Annotated in this window: 16 protein-coding genes; 5 read left to right on the forward strand and 11 right to left on the reverse strand. The window is 64.2% G+C overall.

Features of this window, described 5'->3' with window-relative positions:
* Nucleotides 1–55: 55 nt before the first annotated feature.
* On the reverse strand, nt 56–1,075 hold the full coding sequence (locus NKJ90_RS12260) for a LacI family DNA-binding transcriptional regulator (RefSeq protein ID WP_023761396.1): 1,020 nt from the start codon (nt 1,073–1,075) through the stop codon (nt 56–58).
* A gap of 221 nt (nt 1,076–1,296) precedes the next feature.
* Here NKJ90_RS12260 and NKJ90_RS12265 point away from each other — a divergent pair, with 221 nt between their 5' ends.
* The 3 genes from NKJ90_RS12265 to NKJ90_RS12275 are packed head-to-tail and all read left to right on the forward strand — an operon-like array spanning nt 1,297 to nt 5,158.
* Entirely contained in the window at nt 1,297–2,880 is a 1,584-nt protein-coding gene (locus NKJ90_RS12265) for a sugar ABC transporter ATP-binding protein (RefSeq protein ID WP_023761397.1), read from the forward strand.
* Nucleotides 2,877–4,193 (forward strand): ABC transporter permease, encoded by a 1,317-nt coding sequence (locus tag NKJ90_RS12270; protein ID WP_023761398.1) that lies wholly within the window; start codon nt 2,877–2,879, stop codon nt 4,191–4,193. Before NKJ90_RS12265 ends, NKJ90_RS12270 begins: the two co-directional genes overlap by 4 nt.
* A complete protein-coding gene (locus NKJ90_RS12275; RefSeq protein WP_023761399.1) occupies nt 4,190–5,158 on the forward strand; it encodes a substrate-binding domain-containing protein in 969 nt (322 codons plus the stop codon). The genes NKJ90_RS12270 and NKJ90_RS12275 overlap by 4 nt, the downstream gene beginning before the upstream one ends.
* Nucleotides 5,159–5,200: 42 nt before the next feature.
* Here NKJ90_RS12275 and NKJ90_RS12280 read toward each other — a convergent pair whose 3' ends face one another.
* Genes NKJ90_RS12280 through NKJ90_RS12305 form a run of 6 tightly spaced genes read right to left on the reverse strand, consistent with a single transcriptional unit; the run spans nt 5,201 to nt 12,328 of the window.
* Complete coding sequence (locus NKJ90_RS12280) at nt 5,201–5,662, reverse strand: MarR family winged helix-turn-helix transcriptional regulator (RefSeq protein ID WP_023761400.1); 462 nt, start codon at nt 5,660–5,662, stop codon at nt 5,201–5,203.
* The gene (locus NKJ90_RS12285) at nt 5,659–6,243 is read right to left on the reverse strand and encodes an amino acid synthesis family protein (RefSeq protein ID WP_023761401.1); all 585 of its coding nucleotides are present in this window, start codon (nt 6,241–6,243) and stop codon (nt 5,659–5,661) included. The genes NKJ90_RS12280 and NKJ90_RS12285 overlap by 4 nt, the downstream gene beginning before the upstream one ends.
* Nucleotides 6,236–7,117, reverse strand: a complete 882-nt coding sequence (locus tag NKJ90_RS12290; protein ID WP_023761402.1) for a UPF0280 family protein — start codon at nt 7,115–7,117, stop codon at nt 6,236–6,238. Before NKJ90_RS12290 ends, NKJ90_RS12285 begins: the two co-directional genes overlap by 8 nt.
* Nucleotides 7,117–8,658, reverse strand: coding sequence for a hypothetical protein (locus NKJ90_RS12295; RefSeq protein ID WP_023761403.1), 1,542 nt, complete (start codon nt 8,656–8,658; stop codon nt 7,117–7,119). The genes NKJ90_RS12290 and NKJ90_RS12295 overlap by 1 nt, the downstream gene beginning before the upstream one ends.
* Nucleotides 8,655–11,450 (reverse strand): molybdopterin-dependent oxidoreductase, encoded by a 2,796-nt coding sequence (locus NKJ90_RS12300; protein ID WP_050589577.1) that lies wholly within the window; start codon nt 11,448–11,450, stop codon nt 8,655–8,657. Before NKJ90_RS12300 ends, NKJ90_RS12295 begins: the two co-directional genes overlap by 4 nt.
* Before the next feature lie 17 nt (nt 11,451–11,467).
* Nucleotides 11,468–12,328 (reverse strand): FAD binding domain-containing protein, encoded by an 861-nt coding sequence (locus NKJ90_RS12305; RefSeq protein WP_023761405.1) that lies wholly within the window; start codon nt 12,326–12,328, stop codon nt 11,468–11,470.
* Between the two features lie 260 nt (nt 12,329–12,588).
* On the opposite strand from NKJ90_RS12305, the gene pncA reads away from it, so the two are divergent.
* Together pncA and NKJ90_RS12315 are read left to right on the forward strand one after the other, a co-directional pair.
* A complete protein-coding gene (gene pncA / locus NKJ90_RS12310) occupies nt 12,589–13,203 on the forward strand; it encodes a bifunctional nicotinamidase/pyrazinamidase (protein ID WP_023761406.1) in 615 nt (204 codons plus the stop codon).
* Nucleotides 13,204–13,252: 49 nt separating this feature from the next.
* On the forward strand, nt 13,253–14,662 hold the full coding sequence (locus tag NKJ90_RS12315; RefSeq protein ID WP_352486126.1) for a sodium:proton antiporter: 1,410 nt from the start codon (nt 13,253–13,255) through the stop codon (nt 14,660–14,662).
* Here the strand turns inward: NKJ90_RS12315 and NKJ90_RS12320 are convergent, their stop codons facing one another.
* From NKJ90_RS12320 to NKJ90_RS12335, 4 genes are read right to left on the reverse strand one after another with little or no spacing between them, the layout of a single operon-like run.
* Entirely contained in the window at nt 14,663–15,382 is a 720-nt protein-coding gene (locus tag NKJ90_RS12320) for an ABC transporter ATP-binding protein (RefSeq protein ID WP_023761408.1), read from the reverse strand.
* Nucleotides 15,379–16,104: an ABC transporter ATP-binding protein gene (locus NKJ90_RS12325; protein ID WP_023761409.1), complete on the reverse strand. Its 726-nt coding sequence runs from the start codon at nt 16,102–16,104 to the stop codon at nt 15,379–15,381. The genes NKJ90_RS12320 and NKJ90_RS12325 overlap by 4 nt, the downstream gene beginning before the upstream one ends.
* Nucleotides 16,101–17,063 (reverse strand): branched-chain amino acid ABC transporter permease, encoded by a 963-nt coding sequence (locus NKJ90_RS12330; RefSeq protein WP_023761410.1) that lies wholly within the window; start codon nt 17,061–17,063, stop codon nt 16,101–16,103. Before NKJ90_RS12330 ends, NKJ90_RS12325 begins: the two co-directional genes overlap by 4 nt.
* A complete protein-coding gene (locus NKJ90_RS12335) occupies nt 17,060–17,941 on the reverse strand; it encodes a branched-chain amino acid ABC transporter permease (protein WP_023761411.1) in 882 nt (293 codons plus the stop codon). Before NKJ90_RS12335 ends, NKJ90_RS12330 begins: the two co-directional genes overlap by 4 nt.
* Nucleotides 17,942–18,179 lie beyond the last annotated feature (238 nt).

Below are 18,179 nucleotides of genomic sequence, written 5' to 3' on the forward strand. Positions count from 1 at the left end.
CGGCTAAAGGCGGCACACCTTTCGCAACGTCGAGCGCCCGCCGACGCGCGAAAAACTAAGCGCTCACGCTCTGCGCCATCGCTCCCAGCGGGCGGCATGAATTGCGGATCATCAGCCGGCCTTTGAGCACCAGCTTGCGCGGCGGCGCGTCCCTGTTGCCGGCGAGACGGTCGAGCAAGAGGTTGGCCGCCTGTTCGCCGATCGCCTGGACCGGCTGCGCCACCGTGGTCAGCTGCGGCTGGAACACATCGGACCATGGAAAATCGTCGAAACAGGCGACCGAAATGTCTTCAGGGCAGGACAGGCCGATGTCGCGGATCGCCTTCATGGTGCCGATCACCATCGGGTTGTTGGCCGAGAAGATCGCGCTTGGCCGATCATGCGAGGAAAGCATCTGCATGGTGGCATTGTAGCCGTCGATCTCGTGGAAATTGCCGAAACGGATCAACTCCTCGGCGATAGGCAGGCCGGCGGCGTGAAGCGCCTCGCGATATCCCGTCATGCGGTCATGCATCGGCGAAATGTCCGACGTGCCGGTGATGTAGCCAATGCGCCGATGGCCGAGATTGATCAGGTAGGTGATGGCGTCGAACACCGCGCGCTGGTTGTCGAGCACCACGGCATCGGTATCGACGCCTTTGCAGAGACGGTCGAGCAGCACGACCGGCACATTGGCGTCGTCGACGATCCGCTTGAGGATCGCGCCGTCGCCGACGCGCGCCACGATCAGCCCGTCGACCATGCGGTCGAGCAGCAGCCTGATCTGCTCGTCCTGGGTGTTCAGGTCCTCGTCCGTGCAGCAAAGCATGACGGCATAGCCGGCCCGGTCGAAGGCCTGCTGGATGACCGAGACGACATCGGTGAAGAACGGGTTGGTGATGTGCGGTACGGTCAAGCCGATGGTGCGGGTCGTGCCCATCTTCAGGCTGCGGGCGATCGCGTTGCGCTTGTAGCCGATATCGCGGATCGCCTGTTCGATGCGCTGGCTGAGCTCCGGGCTGACCGTTGCCGTGCCGTTGATCAGCGCCGATACCGTGGCGACCGATACACGCGCCGCTTCGGCAACGTGGAGCATGGTCGGCGCCGTGGATTTTCGCTTCCTAGTCCGCTTGAATGCTGTCATTTCGAAACGTTTCGCCACCCCTCTATGTGCTATATCTACGGAATTTTGCATTTTTTCGCAAGAATTGAAATATGTCGGCTCAGCATCATCAGATATCGGCTTGACATGATCGAAACGTTTAGATTAGCGTTTGGGTGAGATTTGACGAGGACGGAAGGGAGGCCGCCATTGTCATGGAGCATGCGAATTCCCTATCCCCGGAGCACAGTGCGGCGGATCGTTCGAACGTCGTTCTGAGCGCCGAGCATATTTCCAAGAGCTTCGGCGGCATCGCCGCCTTGGTCGATGTCCGCTTCGAACTGCGGCGCGGCGAAGTCCATGCCCTGATGGGCGAGAACGGCGCCGGCAAATCGACGCTGATGAAGATCCTCTCCGGCGTCTACACCGGCTATGAAGGTACCGTCAGCGTCGATGGCCGTCCCGTCAGCTTCTCCGGCGTGCGCGACGCCGAGGATGCCGGCATCGCCATCATCCACCAGGAACTCAACCTGGTGCCGGAACTCAGCGTCGCCGACAACATCTTCCTCGGGCGCGAGAAGCTGATCGCCGGGCTGATCGTCGACCGCAAGGCGAGCAGCCGCGCCGCAGATGCTTTGTTGCGGCGGCTCGGCATCGAACTCGATCCGCAAGCCCGCGTCGGTGCCTTGCGCGTCGGCGAGCAACAGCTGGTCGAGATCGCCAAGGCGCTGTCGATGTCGGCACGTATCCTGATCATGGACGAGCCGACTTCGGCGCTGTCGCCGGCCGAATGCCAGCGGCTGTTCCGCATCATTCGCCAGCTCGCCGACAGCGGTGTCGCCATTGTCTACATCTCGCACCGCATTGACGAGGTCATGCATCTGGCCAGCCGTATTACCGTGTTTCGCGATGGGCGCCACGTACTGACCGAGCCAATGGGCAAGCTCGACGAAGACGCGATCATTTCCGCGATGGTCGGCCGCAACCTGCTCGCGTCCCCTGAGGGGGAGCGCGGCCCCAGTGGCAGGATCGTGCTCTCGGTCGAGAACCTGTCGCTGTCGAAGCCCGATGCCCATGGCTGGCGCACGGTGATCGACGGCGTCGGATTCGATCTTGCCGCTGGAGAAATCCTCGGCATTGGCGGGCTGCTCGGCTCTGGCCGCACCGAGATACTGGAAGCGATCTTCGGCTCGAGCGATGGCCGCACCGGTGGCGAAATCCAGGTCGATGGCCGGCCGGTGGATATCCGTTCGCCCCGCGACGCGCGGCGGCTGGGCATTGCGCTGGTGACCGAGGACCGCAAGACGCAAGGCCTGCATCTGCAGGCCTCGATATCAGACAATGTCGCGTTGCCGCTGGTCGGGTCGCTGGCGCGCTTCGGCATCCGGTCGCTGGCCGGCGAACAGGGGCTGGCGCGGCAGGCGGTCAAGTCGCTCGGCATCCGCTGCCGGGACATCGACCAGCCCGCCGGCACGCTGTCGGGAGGCAACCAGCAGAAGGTCGTCATCGGCAAATGGCTGGCGACCAGGCCAAGGGTGCTGTTGCTGGACGAGCCGACGCGCGGCATCGACGTCGGCGCCAAGCGCGAGATCTACGACCTGATCTTCAAACTGGCGCGCGACGGCCTCGCCATCGCGGTCATCAGTTCGGAACTGCCCGAGCTGCTGCATCTCTCCGACCGCATCCTGGTGATGGCCGATGGCCGCCAGACAGGCATCCTTTCCCGCGATGCGGCCAGCGAGGAGGCCATCATGCGCCTCGCCGCACCGCGCCGGACCATATCGAGACCAGCCGCATGACTGTCCTGAAAGTCCTGTCCCAAACCAAGCTCTATTGGGGCCTGATCGCCATCTTCCTGATCGGCGTGCTGGGCTCGCCGATGAGTTCGAAGGGCAACAACATCTTCCTCTCCTACGGCAATCTGCTCGACGTGCTGCGCCAGGTCTCGACCACCGGGCTGATCGCCACCGGCATGACGGCGGTCATCATCACCGGCGGCATCGATCTCTCCGTCGGCTCGCTGATGGCCATTTGCTCGGTAGTCTGCGCCATGCTGCTGACCGTTCCAGGCGTGACGCCGGGCGTCGTGCTGGGCGTGCCGACCGTCGCCTTGGTGGCGCTTTGCCTTGGCTTCGTCGTCACCCGCTTCATCTTCCAGAACCTTGCAAAATCCCGTGCCGGTGCCGATCTCGTCCGTGAAATCAGGCTCGACGGAATTCGCGGCCTGGTGACGCCCGCCGTCGTCGGCGTGGTCCTGTGCAGCCTGTCGCTATGGTACCTGCTGCCGCAGATCGAGCCGAAATTCGGTGTGCTCGGCGTGTTGCTGGTCGCGCCGTGCGTCGGGTTGCTGTTCGGCGCGCTCAACGGCTTCATCATCGTTGCCGGACGGCTGCAGCCTTTCATCGTCACTCTGGCGATGATGGTGACGGCGCTCGGCATCGCCCGCCTGACCGCCGGCCAGAACAATGCGGTTCTGCCGGTCTATACCGGCTCGAACGCCACCGCCGATTTCGAGATGCTGCGCTCGCTGGTGTTCGGCGTCATCCCGATGCCCGGCCTGTTCTTCCTCGGCGCCATCCTGATCTATGGTGCAGTGCTGCGCTTCACGCCGTTCGGCCGCTATGTCTATGCCATCGGCGGCAATGAGGAGGCGGCGCGCCTCTCCGGCATCGCCGCCGGCCGCGTCAAGATCGCCACCTATGCCATTTCCGGCCTGCTCGCCGGCATCGCCGCCGTGCTCTACGTCGCGCAATACCGGCAAGGCAAGCCCGATGCCGGCGCCGGGCTGGAGCTGGACGCCATCGCCGCCGTCGTCATCGGCGGCACCAGCCTGATGGGCGGGCGCGGCAGCCTCACCGGCACGTTCTGCGGTGTGCTGATCTTCGGGCTGCTCTCCAACATCCTGCAGCTCCACAACATCAATTCGAACCTTCAGCTGGTGCTGAAGGGGATGATCATCATCGGCACCGTGCTCGTGCAGGAGCGCAATGCCGGCGATCTCCTGGCCTATCTGCGCCTGCCAGGCGGGCAAACGGCGCGCAAGGAAACGGCCGCGGCAAAGCGGCCGTCACAAGAGACATCGTCTCTCAATCTCGGAGGAAACAAAAAATGAAACGACGTGACATGCTGAAACTTGCCGCCATGACCGCGGCACTGCTGACCACCACCGCGCTCATGACCAGCGGCAATGCCTTCGCCCAGGACAAGAAGTGGAAGATCGGCTTCTCCCAGGTGACGACCATCGAGCCCTGGCGCGCGCAGTTCAACAAGGACATCCTGGCCGAAGCCGCCAAGCATCCCGAGGTCGAGCTGATCATCACCGACGGCGAGGACAAGACCGAAAAGCAGGTCGCCGATGTCGAGAACCTGATCCGTCAGGAGGTCGACGCGCTGTTGGTGTCGCCGAAGGAATCCGCCGGCCTTACCGGCGTCGTGCAGCAGGCGATCGACGCCAAGATCCCGGTCTTCGTGCTCGACCGCAATGTCGACACCAAGGACTACACCCAGTTCGTCGGCGGCGACAACGCGCTGATCGGCCGCGCGGCCGGCGAATATGCCGTCGAACTGCTCGGCGGCAAGGGCAAGGCATCAGGCAATGTCGTCGAAATCTGGGGCGGCATGGGCACCCAGCCGGCGCATGATCGCCATGACGGCTTCCATGAGTTCACCGACAAGGAACCGGGCATCAAATATCTGCTCGACCAGCAGTCGGGCGACTGGAAGCAGGACCAGGCCTACAATTTGATGGCCAACGCGCTGAAGAGCAACGAGAAGATCGATCTCGTCTATGGCCACAATGATCCGATGGCCTATGGCGCCTATCTCGCAGCCAAGGATGTCGGCCGCGAGAAGGACATCAAGTTCATCGGCATCGACGGTCTGCCCAATGAAGGTGTGCAGATGGTGAACAAGGGCGAACTGACGGCGACGTTCACCTATGTCACTCCCGGCGCCGAAGGCCTGCGCCAGGCGATCAAGTTCCTCAACGGCGAGAAGGTCGAAAAGACCATCACCTTGCCGACCGAGAAGATCACCAAGGAAAACGCCGCCAAGGTGCTGAAGGACAACGGCCTCTGATCTAAACTTCCTGCCGGGTGCTTTTGCGCCCGGCAGATCCGCCTAAGCCAGCTTCGCCAGCAGTTTCATGAAGGTGGCGATCTCCTTGGCCGAGAGCGGCGCCAGTGTTTCCCTTGTGATCTCACGGGCCAGCGGGATCAGGCGCTCGATGGCGTCGCGGCCCTCCGCGGTCAGGTTGACCAGCAGCCGCCTTTTGTCGACCTCATGCTTGGAAAGCTCGACAAGGCCGCGCGCCTTCAGCCGGTCGATGACACCCTTCACCGTCGCCGCATCCATGGCGATCAGCGTGCCGAGCTGGTTCTGCGAGGTCTCGCCGACGTCGCGCAGCTTGGCGAGAGCCGCGAATTGCGGTGGCGTCAGGTCGCCGATATGCGCGGCAAAGATCGAGACATGGCGCTGATGCGCCTTGCGCAGGATGAAGCCGACCTGCTCCTGCAAATGGTAATCCTGGTCGTCAGGCTCTTCGGACTCGACCAGCTTCAGCAGATTTTCCTCAGCACTCACCGCAGCCCGTCCCAGGCCTTGATATCCTTGGCGGCCAGGCCGCCCATGCGGTCGTGCACGCGCGGGCCACAGGTCATGGCGAGGCAAAACAGGATCTCGTCGGGGCGCGGCCCGTCGCTGATGCCGACTTCCATGGCGTCGAAATGGCTGCGCACATAGGCGGCGTTGATGTGGCCGAGCGGCACGTCGAGCTTTGAACCGAAAGCGCCGACCTTCTTCGCCGACGGCACGATCGCCTTGGCGTCGCCGAGCCGTTCGCGCATGGCGTAGCCGCCGGGCACATGCCAGAGCGCGCCGTGCTCGAGTTCGCCTGCTGTGCCGACAATGGCGCCCTTGCCGTAACCGTCGATCTGTTTGACGTCGCCGCCGAGTGCGGCGATCAGCCGGTCGGCGAGCAGCAGGCCGAGCGGCTTCAGATCATCCATGGCGCTCTGCAAATCCTCGACATAGCGCCCGGCGAACGGGTTTTTCACCAGCGCCATGGCGGCGGCGCGGCGGCGCGGCACTTTTGCGACCGGCCCGCCCTCGTGAAAGATCTCTTCGGTCAGAACCGCGATCTTGCGGATCGGAAACTCAGGCATGGGCAACTTCCTTCCCTGGACTTTTGTTGGGCGCGGCAAGCGCCATGGAACCACCTATGCGGGTCTGGCCGGCAAGGAAGAGCGCCGATGCGGCGATCAATCCCCTGCGGCGGAAATCTTCGGCGACGGCAAGCCCGCTGTCCAGCGCCATGGCGATCTCCGCTGGAGAAAGCCGGCCGACCTCTTGCGTGACAAGCCTGTCGCCAAGGTCGCTGTCCGGCGCCAGATCGCGCGCCGGCACACGCCGGATAGCCGGATGATTGGCCAAGTCGACGGCGTTGGCGATCAGCGTCGCGGCGGCATCGGCTTCTGCTCCCGTGCGCGCCAGCACGGTCACCGCATCGGCAATGCCCAACGAAAAGGAACGTCCGCGCCAGCCGCTGGTGGCAACGCCGCGCACGCCATCCTCGACATGGACGACGATGCGATCGGCGAGGCCGTGCCCGGTGCCGGCAATGGCAAGTGTCATCGACTGGCCGCCACCAAGATGGATCGCGCTGTCGCCGCCATTGTTGACATAGGCACGGTCGAGCCTGCGTCCGACAAGCAGCGCATCAAGCATTTCGTCGGCTACCGAGCCGGCGACGGCGGCCATCGGCGTGATGAAGCTTTCGGCCAACGGCACCACAGCCGCTTCCATGCGCCGCGCTGTCGGACCGACGAAAGCGCGGGCCCGCAACGCGGCTGGGCGGCGCAGTTCGGGCAATTCCTCCACCAGCTCGGGCAGGATGGTCTGGAACCGCGCTACGGCTTGCTCATAGGCCAGGCGGCATTCGTGCGCCTCGCCAAAGGCTTCGACGATCAGGTCGATCGGCCCGTGGTTCAGATGCAGCCGCTTGCCGTCCTGCAGCCAATGCGTTTGCGGACCGTCCATCATCCAATCTCGTTCGACACAGCGCGCCGCAATTGCGCCAGCGGCGGCCATGGATTGCTGGCCGGCGCGCCGGTGCCGCGTCGCGGATTGAGGTATTCGCCGCCCTTGGCGACGATGTCCTCGACGCTGCGAATCTCGGCCTCATAACCGCCGAGCCTGACATAATCGTCGCGGCGCAGGGTGAATTCGATCGGCGCCACCAGGGCCGGCGTCGGCACATAGCCGAAGGCGCCCTCCGGCACCCGCGTGACATCGACCATCAGCGTGATGCCGCCGCCCGGCCAGACATAGACCGGCGCGCCGCCGACCGTCACATAGGTAGTCAAGCCCTGCACGGAACGGGTCAGGTTGACCGGGTTTTCGGTGACGCCGGCCCGCAGCGAACCACCGGCGCCGCCGATGAACAGCACGGTACACAGCGCCGGCTCGCAATTGTCCTCGATCAGTTCGACCGATTTCTGCAGCCGTTCGGGAAATGGCTTCTGCACCGGCTTCAGCTCGTCGTCGAGCTCGTAATAGGCGAACTGCTCGCCGGTGGTCGAAACCATCAGCAGCGACAGGCCCGGCCGCGCGCCCTTCTTGGCATTCCATTCGCCGAGGATCGACAGCGGGTCGGATATGCTGGTGCCGCCCCAGCCGAGGCCGGGTTCGGAAACCTTGAAATAGCGGCCCGGCGTCGAGCGGCGGCCGATGATTTTTATGCCGGTGTCCTGCCAGCCCAACACCTTGCCGGCCTGATGCTCGGAAACGACACCGGTTATGTGGTCGTCGACCACCACCACCTCGTCGACCAGGCCGCGCCATTGCGTGGCGAACATGCCGATGGTGGCCGAGCCGCACCCGACACGCATGCGGTGTTCCTGCTTGCCGTCGATGACGGGTGGCTTGCCGGCTTCGACTGTGATGATGGCGCCGCCGTCGATGGCCAGTTCGACAGGCTTGCGGTTGCACAGATTGAGCAGCGCGTCGCAAGTGGCGCGGCCTTCAGCCTTGGAGCCGCCGGTCAGATGGTGCACGCCGCCAAGCGACAGCATCTGAGAGCCATATTCGCCTGTCGTGACATGGCCGATCGCTTCGCCCTGCGACCGCACCACAGCTGTTTCGGGTCCGATATGACGGTCGGTGTCGATCTTCACCTTGACGCCGCAATAGGAGAAGATGCCCTCGGTAACGACCGTGACGAGATCGACCCCCTCGACCTCCTGGCTGACGATGAACGGCGCCGGCTTGTAGTCGGGGTAGGTGGTTCCGGCACCAATGGCAGTGACGAAGCGGCGGCCGGTGTTGATCAGTTCGCCGTCCCACGCCTCGCCCTCGGCAACGAACGGCACGATTGCCACGCCGGTTTCCGCCGCATGGTCGAGGATGGTCAGCGGGTCCATCCGCACGATCCTGCCACCGACATTGCCGTAGCGGTCGCAGGCGCCGGTGCGCCCATCGGCGATGTAGCACATCACCGGACAGGCATCGCAGCGGATCTTCTCCGCCACCAGCTTCTCGCCGGGATCGTGGGTTTCGAAGCGTTCGGCAAGCTCGCTCATCGGCGTGCCTCCTTTTCGCGAATAGCGGCGCGGATACGCGTCGGCGTCGCCGGAACCTTGGTGACCAGGACGCCGGTGGCGTGGCGGATGGCGTTGAGGATCGCCGGCGCCGTCGGGATCAGCACATGCTCGCCCAACCCCTTGGCGCCAAAGGGTCCTTCCGGATCCGGAACTTCTATCAGGATGGTCTCGATCGGCGGAACGTCGCCGATGGTCGGAATGAGATAGTCGTGCAGATTCTCGGTGCGGCCGGGGATATACTCCTCCATCAGCGCCATGCCGATGCCTTGCGCGATGCCGCCTTCGATCTGGCCCTCGACCAGCAGCGGGTTGATCGCCTTGCCGACGTCGTGCGCTGCGGTGATCTTGATCAGCTTCACCGTGCCGAGCTTGAGGTCGACCTCGAGTTCAGCAATCTGCGCGCCATAGCCATAGACCGCATAGGGCTTGCCCTGGCCCTTGGCGTCGAGCGGCAGCGTCGGCGGGTCGTAGGTCTCCTCGGCGCGGAAGACGAAGCCTTCGGCATCTACGTCGAGCGAGGTGAGATCGATACGGCGAGTGGCTTCACCTTCGCGGATGGCGATCGCCGGGCCGTCGAGTTGCAGCGATGCCTTTTCGGACACATTGGCGAAACGCAGGATCTTTTCGCGCAAGGCGCGGCCGGCCTTCTCTGCCGCCTTGCCGGTGACGAAGGTCTGGCGCGAGGCCGATGTCTTGCCGGCATCGGGAGTGATAGCCGTATCGCCGCTCTTCAGCTGGAATTTTTCCAACGGCAGGCCGAGCGCGTCGGCGCAGATCTGGGTGATGACCGTGTTCGAGCCTTGGCCGATGTCGATGGCGCCCTGGTGCAGGATGACCGCGCCGTCTGCAGCGATGCCGACGCGAATGGTCGACGGATTGGGCAGCGAAGTGTTGCCGCAGCCGTACCAGCAGGACGCGATGCCAACGCCGCGCCTTCTATCCCTGTTGGCACTGTTGAACGCATCCGCGTCGGCTTTCGCGCGTGCCCAATGCGGCCGCAGCGATTCGAGGCATTCGGCGATGCCGACGCCTGAGTCCAGCCGCTGCCCGGTAACCGTTTCGGACCCGTTCCGAAGGCAGTTTTTCAGCCGAAAGTCGAGCCTATCCATGCCGAGCTTGCCGGCCAGCTCGTCATAGAGCGTCTCCTGCATGATCGTCGCCTGCGGCACACCGAAGCCGCGGAAGGCGCCCGAAATCGGCCCATGCGTGTGAATGGCCCGACCCTCGGCCCGATAGTTCGGCGTCGCATAGGGTCCGGACGCATGCACCGGGACGCGGTTGGCGACCGTCGGCCCCCAGCTTGCATAGGCGCCGGTGTTGAAATCGCCTTCGAAGATCATGCCGGTGACATGACCATCGGCATCGGCGCCGATGGTCGCTTTCATCTCGGCTGGATGGCGCTTGGTGGTCGAAATCATCGATTCGGTGCGGGTGTAGGCGAGTGCCGCCGGCCGCCCCGTCTTCAGCGCTACAAGACCGATCAGCGGCTGCAGCGAGACATCGAGTTTCGAGCCGAAACCGCCGCCCGTCGCCGTCGGCACGATGCGCACCTTGTCGACGGCAAGGCCGAGCACCTTCGCCGTCTCGTCGCGGTCCATATAGGGCGCCTGCGTGCAGGCGACGACGACCAGAGTATCACCGTCCAGATACGCATAGCCGGCTTCCGGTTCGATATAGGCGTGCTCGACATAGGAGGTGTCGATGGCGCCGGACACCGTGAACGCCGCGCCGGCGAGAGCTGTCTCGGGGTCACCGTGTTCGACGAAGCCGGCAGTAAGCAGGTTTGCCGGCCGGTTGTCATGAATGAGCTTGGCACCGCCGGCTCTCGCTTCGCGCGGCTGCAGAAAATGCGGCAATTCGGTCCAGCGAACCGGAAAATCCGACATGTCTAGATCGAGGATCGCCTCGCGCTCGCCGGCAACGAGCGCCACCGCCTCGCCACGCAGGCGGGCGAACCCTTCGGCCAGCGCCGGCTGGTCGGCGAACGGCCCGATGACGCCGAAACAATTCTTGCCGGGAATGTCGGCGGCGGTGAAGACAGCGGCGATGCCGGGATGTGCCTTCGCCCAGCCGTCGAGGTCGCCGAAGGCGAAGCCGGCGTGATAATGCGGCGAGCGGACCACCAGCACGGCCAGCGCGTCGGCAGGGAAAGAATCGCCGCCGAATTTCTCACCGCCGGTGACTTTTGGCACGCCATCGAGCCTGACGGGGGAGGAGCCGATCGCTTGGCCGGATTGAGGCAAGCGGAAATCGAGGCTTGCTGCTTGCAGCGACGCGTCCATCACCGCCGCGATGATCTTCCGGTAGCCGGTACAGCGGCACAGAATCCCGCCCAGCGCGTCCTGCACCTCGGTCTCGGTCGGGTTAGGCTGCTTGTCCAGCAATGCCGTTGCCGCGACCAGCAGCGCTGGCGTGCAGATGCCGCACTGCGCCGCGCCATGGGCAAGGAACGAGGCTTGCAGGGCCGACAGCCGGCCATTGGCGAGGCCTTCAATGGTTGTAACCGACGTTCCGGCAGCGGACGCAACCGACATCAGGCAGGCGCAGACGGGATCGCCGTCGACCAGCACCGTGCAGGCACCGCAATCGCCGGCATCGCAGCCGACCTTGGTGCCGGTCAGCAGCAGTTCGTCGCGCAATACCGACGATAGCCGGCGCAGCGGCGGTACGTTGACCGAGATGGCGTCGCCATTGACCTCGAAAGTGATATCGGCCCGTGCAGCGCCGAAGCCAGGCAGGGCGTTGCCCAGATCGGGCAGGGCTTCATTCATTTCAGGCTGAACTTGGCTCACGCCGCCACCTCGTCGCCAGTCATCCGTCCCACAGCCGCAAGCACGACACGGGCAACGATCTCGCGGACCGCATCGATCCGGTACTCTGCACTGCCGCGCACATCGGCGATCGGCGACAGTTCGCCCATCGGGGCGGACAGGATCGCATCGGCGAGTCCGTCGTCCGATGGGAGCCCGCGCAACGCAGCCTCGACGCCAACAAGCCGCTTGGCCACCACCGAGCAGGAGCCGGCGGCGACCATGGCATCCGCGACAATGCCATTCTCGACAACCAGACGCGCCGCCACCATGGCAATGGAGATCACAAGGTAGCGCCGCGCGCCGAGCTTGACGAAAGCCGACGTGCCAGTGGTAGCGCCCTTCGGCACGCGAATGGCCGTCACCATCTCGCCTGGGAGCAAGGCTGTGCGGCGGTTGCCGAGAATGAAATCGTGCAGCGGCAGACGGCGTGTCGCAGCCACGGAACGCAGCTCGACTTCGGCATCGAGAACCAGCAAAGCCGGCACACCATCGGCGGCAGGCGACGCGTTGGAGAGGTTGCCGGCGACCGAGGCGACGTTCTGGATCTGCGCCGAGCCGACCTCTCGCGCCGCCTGTTTCAGCGCATCGAAGGCCGGCGGCAAGGGATGGCGAATGATATCGGTCCAGGTCGTACGCGCGCCGATGACGAAATGGCTGCCCGTCTCTGCAATGCCGCGCAGCGCCGCCAGGCCGTTGATGTCGAGGACATCGTCCCGGAACGGTTTGCTGCCCTGCGCCGGATAAAAATCGGTGCCGCCGGCAAGAATGCGCCAGGCGCCCTCGCCAAGCAAAGCGAGCGCTTCGTCGACCGAGGTGGGTTTCGCGTAACGGATCACGCCTTGCCTTCCAGAAAAGAGGTCTTCCAGAACCGGAATTTCGAAAGATCCTTCCGGCATCGGCAACCGGGGGAATTCATTCGTATGCAAATGATATCAAGACGGCAGGAATTGTCAAAGCCGGAGTTTGCGACCACTCGGTCGGCACGCATTTCTTATGCCTTGAGAGGTTGACGCCGCGGCCCTTCTGGTCAAGTTTCTGCGTCCGGTCGCGTCAGCGGCATTTTCCACTGGAGCCTGCATACGGAAGAGGAAAGCCCATGGCCGACGAAGCGCTTGTCGTCATCGACCTGCAAAACGACTTTTGTCCGGGCGGCGCGCTGGCGGTTGCCGGCGGCGACGAGATCGTGCCGCTGGTCAACGACCTGATCCGGCACGCCGATCACGTCGTGCTGACGCAGGACTGGCACCCCGCCGGCCATTCCAGCTTTGCTTCCAGCCATCCGGGCGCGCAGCCTTTCACGATGATCGAAATGCCGTACGGCCAGCAGACGCTGTGGCCGGACCATTGCATCCAGGGCAGCCTGGGCTCTGATTTCCATTCCGGCCTCGCCTGGACCAAGGCCGAGCTCGTCATCCGCAAGGGATTTCGGCCTGATATCGACAGCTACTCGGCCTTCTTCGAGAACGACCGCACGACGCAGACCGGCCTTGCCGGCTATCTCCGGGAACGCGGCATCGACACGCTGACCCTGGTCGGGCTGGCGACCGATTTCTGCGTTGCCTTCTCGGCGCTGGATGCCGTTAGCCAGGGCTTCAAGACCACCGTCAGGCTCGATGCCTGCCGTGGCATCGATCTCAACGGTTCGCTCGATACAATGCTGCACCGCATGCGCGATGCCGGAGTGACGCTCGAAGATCCCTTGTCGGATTGATCGGATCGTGGGGCGCAAGAGGGGCTTCTTACCGACCGCAACGGGTGTGATGGCGGGTGCCGCAATCGCTGTCGCCATGCTCTTCCCGGCACAGGCGCTGGCTGCGGAAGCGCACGGCCTGCCCGGCGCGGTGATGTCGCTATGGTGGGCGCTGCCCTTCACCGGACTGCTTTTGTCGATCGCCACCGGCCCGCTGCTGTTCCCTCATGCCTGGGAGCATCACTACGGCAAGATCGCAGCCCTGTGGGCAGCGCTGGTGATCGTGCCGCTGGCCCTTGCCTTCGGCGTCCCCTCGGCGACCGAGGCGGTGTTGCATGCGCTGCTTACCGAATACATGTCGTTCATCATCCTGCTGTTCGCGCTGTTCACCATTTCAGGCGGCATTCTGGTCGCCGGCAACATTCACGGCACGCCGCTGGTCAATGCCGGGCTGTTGCTGGTCGGTGCACTGCTCGCCTCGGTCATCGGCACGACCGGCGCCTCGATGATCCTGATCCGGCCGATCCTGCGCGCCAACGATAACCGGCCGTTCAACGCCCACGTCGTGATCTTCTTCATCTTCCTGGTCTCCAACATCGGCGGTTCGCTGACGCCTTTGGGAGACCCGCCACTGTTCGTCGGCTTCCTGCGCGGTGTCGACTTCTTCTGGACGACTGCCAATCTCTATCGCGAAACGCTGTTCGTCGGCGGTCTCGTGCTGGCCGTCTTCTTAGGCATCGATATCGTTCTGCACCGGCGCGAGGCTGGCGCGCCAAAGATCAAGGATCCGACACCGGATACGGAGGTGCGTCTGCGCGGCCTGGCCAATCTTCCACTGCTGGCCGGCGTGATCGGTGCCATCCTGCTGTCGGCGGCCTGGAAGCCGGGTGTGAGCTTTTCCGTCCTCGGGGTGAGTCTCGAGCTGCAGAACCTGGTGCGCGACGCCATCATCCTTGCGCTGGCCTTGCTGTCGCTTCCCCTCTCCTACAAGAGCCACCGCGAGGCGAACGGCTTCAATTGGGGGCCGATCGCTGAAGTCGCAAAGCTGTTTGCCGGCATCTTCATCTGCATCGTGCCGGTCGTCGCCATCCTGAGAGCCGGCCATGACGGCGCGCTGGCGCCATTGGTCGCCCTCGTCACTTCTCCCTCGGGCGCGCCCGACGACCTCGCTTATTTCTGGCTGACCGGCTCGCTGTCGTCCTTCCTCGACAACGCGCCGACCTATCTGGTGTTCTTCGAGCTTGCCGGTGGCGACCCACGGCACCTGATGACGGAATTCGCCTCGACTCTGGCGGCGATCTCGGCCGGCGCGGTGTTCATGGGCGCGAACACCTATATCGGCAATGCGCCGAACTTCATGGTCTACGCCATAGCCCGACATCGAGGCGTGAAGATGCCGGGCTTTTTCGGCTATATGGCATGGTCCGGCCTGGTACTGATCCCGATATTCCTGATCGCGGGTTTTCTGTTTTTCGGCTGATCACCCGACGCCGACATAGCGGCGCACGGCCGACGGGTCGGCGCGCAGATCCTCGACATCGACCGTCTCGCGATTGCGGCCGTTTTCGATGAAGGCAACGCGGTCGGCGACCGAAAGCACCGCGTCGACACGCTGTTCGACCAGAATGGTCGAGACGCCCATCTCGCGCAGTTGCGACACCGTCTCGCGGATCTTGGCGATCATCGACGGCATCAGCCCTTCCGTCGGCTCATCGAGCAGCAGCACCTGCGGTTCGAGGCACAGCGCACGGGCCATCGCCAGCATCTGCTGTTCGCCGCCGGACAGCGTACCGGAGCGTTGTCTCAGCCGCTGGCGCAGCAATGGAAAAAGGTCGAGGACGTTTTCCCGCACGGCCTTGCCCTTGCCGCGCGCCATCAGGCCGATCTCGAGGTTTTCGGCTACCGTCATCTCGGCGAACAGCCGCCTTCCCTGCGGCACATAGGCGACCCCGGCTTTGGGTACCTCGTGCGCCGGCAGTCCGGTCAATTCCTTGCCATCGAGCCTGATCGAGCCGGCGCTTGACGGGACCAGCCCCATGATGGCCTTGAGCGTCGTCGTCTTGCCGGCGCCGTTGCGGCCGAACAGGCACAGCACCTCGCCCTTGTTCAGCACCAGGTCTAGTCCATAGAGCACCTGGACCTCGCCATAGAAGCAATCGAGCCCCGCGATTGCCAATGCTTCGGACTTCGTCTCCGTCATGGGGCGGTCCCCAGATAGGCTTCCTGCACCGCCGCATTCTCGCGGATCGCTTCCGGCGTGCCTTCGGCGAGAATCCTGCCAGCGTTGAAGACGGTGATGCGGTCGGCCAGTTGCATGACGACAGGCATGTTGTGCTCGATCAACAGCACGGTGGCGTTTTTGGCGATCTCGCGCACCAGCTCAATGAAATTGTCGATCTCACTGTCGGCAAGGCCTTGCGTCGGTTCGTCGAGGATCAGCAGGCGCGGCTTCAGCGCCAGGCCCATCGCCACTTCCAGCAGGCGCTGGTGGCCGTAGGACAACTGCCCGGCCGGCATGTCGGCACGGTCGGCGAGGCCGGTGCGTTCGAGCGCCGACATGACGCCTGCCCGCACCGCACCCTTCGAGCGGCCATCGCTCAGGGTCCGCTGCACCGGCAGCGCGACATTGTCGTAGGCGGAAAGATTGGCAAAGACGCTGGTGATCTGGAACGTGTAGGCGATGCCCTGGCGAACTCTGATATAGGCCGGCTCGCTGGTGATGTCGGCACCGTCGAAGATTATCATGCCGGAAGATGGCTGGATGCGGCCGCTGACCAGGCTGACGAAAGTCGTCTTCCCCGCCCCGTTCGGGCCGATGACGGCGCGGATTTCGCCCGGCATCAGTTCGAAATCGACGCCGTCGACGGCGCGCAGGCCGCCGAAGTTTCGCGACAGGCCCTTGGTGGTCAAAAGCGGCATCATGGCAGCCACCCAAGCCAGCGCTGCCGGATGCTGCCCAGAATGCCCTTGGGGAAAAACAGCACCAAAAGGATCAGCGCGATGCCGACGATCAGCAGATAGGCCGAGGTGTAGCCGCTGGTGATGTCGATGACATAATACATGAACAGCGTGCCGATCAGCGGCCCGAGTGTCGTGGCCGCACCCCCGAGCAGCACCCAGAGCAGCGGCAGGATCGAATACTGCACCGAAGCGAAGCTCGACCCGACATAGCCGAACAGCAGGGCATAGGCGGCGCCCGAAGCAGCGCAGATAGTGCCGGAGATGACGACCGCGGCGAGTTTGTTGGAGAAGGTGTCGTAGCCGAGCATCTTCGTCCGCTCCTCGTTCTCGCGGATGGCGACCAGCACGCGGCCATATCTGGAGCGGACGATCGCCAATGTGACAAGCAGCACGAGCGAGAACAGCGCCAGCGCCGTCATATAGCGCACGGTCGGATTGGTGAGATCGAGCGATGTCGAGCCGAAAGCAAGCACCCGTGCCGGTTGCGGCACGACCATGCCCTGGTCGCCACCGGTCCATGTCGCGAAGTAGAGAATGAGGAGGTAGAAGACCTGGGCGAACATCATGGTGACGATCATAAAGGCGACACCCGTGGTGCGCAGCGCCAACAGGCCTATCGCCAGCGCCAGCACTGCCCCGCAGGCGATCCCGCCAAGGAAGGCCAGTGGCACGCTCCAGCCGAGATGGATGACGGCAAGGCCGGCGCCATAGAGCCCGGCGGCGAAGAACATGGCATGGCCGAGGCTGAGCAGGCCGACATAGCCGAACAGCATGTTGTAGCCCATGGCAAAGACCGCCAGCACCATAATGCGAGCGAGCAGGCCGTGATAATAGTCCGGCAGCAGGAAGCTCAGCACGAAGAGCAGGGCGATGACGCCGAGATGCAGGGCATAGGCTTTTGCCGGCGAAGCTTCGCTCATCGCGACGCCGTCCCGAACAAGCCTTGCGGCCGGAACACCAGCACCATGGCAACGAGCAGGGTGGCGATGATCTTGGCCAGCGTCGGCGAGAAGAACATCGAGATGATGCCGTCGGACAGGCCGATCAGCACGGCGGCGACGACGGTTCCGCGCAGCGAGCCGAGGCCACCGATGATGACGACGATGAAGGACAGCAGCAGCGGGTCCTGTCCCATCAGATAATGCGCCTGGCTGATCGGCACGATCAGCACCGCGGCAACGGCCGCCAGCATGGCGCCGAGCGCGAAGACGCCGCCATAGACGCGACCGACGGGAATGCCGAAGGCCTGCGCCGTCTCGCTGTCATACTGCGTGGCGCGCATGATGAGGCCGATCTTGGTCCGCGTCAGCACCAGCCATGTCGCGACCAGAAGTAGCGCGGAAGCGGCGATAATGGACAGCTTGTAGCCGGAGTAGCCGAACCACGGCAAAAGGATGCGATAGCTGAATGGCGGCTCCACCGGCCGCGCCTCCGGACCGTAGAAGGTCAGCGCCAACTGCTGGATGATGTAGAGCATGCCGATGGTGGCAACGATGGTGGCTTCCGGATTGTAGTTGAGCCGGCGCAGCACCAAGCGTTCGGCGACCAGCGCGATAGCGCCGACGATCAGCGGCGCAATCACCAATGCAGCCAGGAAGCCGAGTGCCGGGTGGCCGCCGATCGCCGTGGTGATCGCCCAGGCGAGCACGGCACCCAGCATGAAGAACTCGCCATGCGCGACATTGACGACGCGCATGACGCCGAACACCAGCGACAAACCAAGCGCAGTCAGCGCCAGCACGGCGGAGGTGACGAGGCCTTCGAGGGCGGCGAGGAGGAGGTGCGGACCGAAGTGCATCGGCTATGCACCGGCAGGCGCCAAGTGCACCCCCCTCTGGCCTGCTGGCCATCTCCCCCGCAAGGGGGGAGATTGGATGTCGTCGCCGGTTTCGCCAATCGCCAACGCCGGCAGATAAGTGCCGCCGCAAGAACCGCCGATCTCCCCCCTTGCGGCAGGGCTATCGCATATGAGTAAAGAGGCTAAGCAGGTTTTGATCGGCCCATCGTGCCTTGAGTCGTTTGTGGCTGAGCGGGAT

It is taken from the genome of Mesorhizobium sp. M0051, from assembly GCF_040323235.1.
GTDB lineage: Bacteria > Pseudomonadota > Alphaproteobacteria > Rhizobiales > Rhizobiaceae > Mesorhizobium.

Excerpts from the sequence above, each read along its gene's own strand:
- NKJ90_RS12260 (WP_023761396.1), bottom strand. The coding sequence starts at position 1,075 with ATGCTCCACGTTGCCGAAGCGGCGCGTGTATCGGTCGCCACGGTATCG.
- NKJ90_RS12265 (WP_023761397.1), top strand. The coding sequence starts at position 1,297 with ATGGAGCATGCGAATTCCCTATCCCCGGAGCACAGTGCGGCGGATCGT.
- NKJ90_RS12270 (WP_023761398.1), top strand. The coding sequence starts at position 2,877 with ATGACTGTCCTGAAAGTCCTGTCCCAAACCAAGCTCTATTGGGGCCTG.
- NKJ90_RS12275 (WP_023761399.1), top strand. The coding sequence starts at position 4,190 with ATGAAACGACGTGACATGCTGAAACTTGCCGCCATGACCGCGGCACTG.
- NKJ90_RS12285 (WP_023761401.1), bottom strand. The coding sequence starts at position 6,243 with ATGCCTGAGTTTCCGATCCGCAAGATCGCGGTTCTGACCGAAGAGATC.
- NKJ90_RS12290 (WP_023761402.1), bottom strand. The coding sequence starts at position 7,117 with ATGGACGGTCCGCAAACGCATTGGCTGCAGGACGGCAAGCGGCTGCAT.
- NKJ90_RS12295 (WP_023761403.1), bottom strand. The coding sequence starts at position 8,658 with ATGAGCGAGCTTGCCGAACGCTTCGAAACCCACGATCCCGGCGAGAAG.
- NKJ90_RS12300 (WP_050589577.1), bottom strand. The coding sequence starts at position 11,450 with ATGAATGAAGCCCTGCCCGATCTGGGCAACGCCCTGCCTGGCTTCGGC.
- pncA (WP_023761406.1), top strand. The coding sequence starts at position 12,589 with ATGGCCGACGAAGCGCTTGTCGTCATCGACCTGCAAAACGACTTTTGT.
- NKJ90_RS12315 (WP_352486126.1), top strand. The coding sequence starts at position 13,253 with ATGGCGGGTGCCGCAATCGCTGTCGCCATGCTCTTCCCGGCACAGGCG.
- NKJ90_RS12320 (WP_023761408.1), bottom strand. The coding sequence starts at position 15,382 with ATGACGGAGACGAAGTCCGAAGCATTGGCAATCGCGGGGCTCGATTGC.
- NKJ90_RS12325 (WP_023761409.1), bottom strand. The coding sequence starts at position 16,104 with ATGATGCCGCTTTTGACCACCAAGGGCCTGTCGCGAAACTTCGGCGGC.
- NKJ90_RS12330 (WP_023761410.1), bottom strand. The coding sequence starts at position 17,063 with ATGAGCGAAGCTTCGCCGGCAAAAGCCTATGCCCTGCATCTCGGCGTC.
- NKJ90_RS12335 (WP_023761411.1), bottom strand. The coding sequence starts at position 17,941 with ATGCACTTCGGTCCGCACCTCCTCCTCGCCGCCCTCGAAGGCCTCGTC.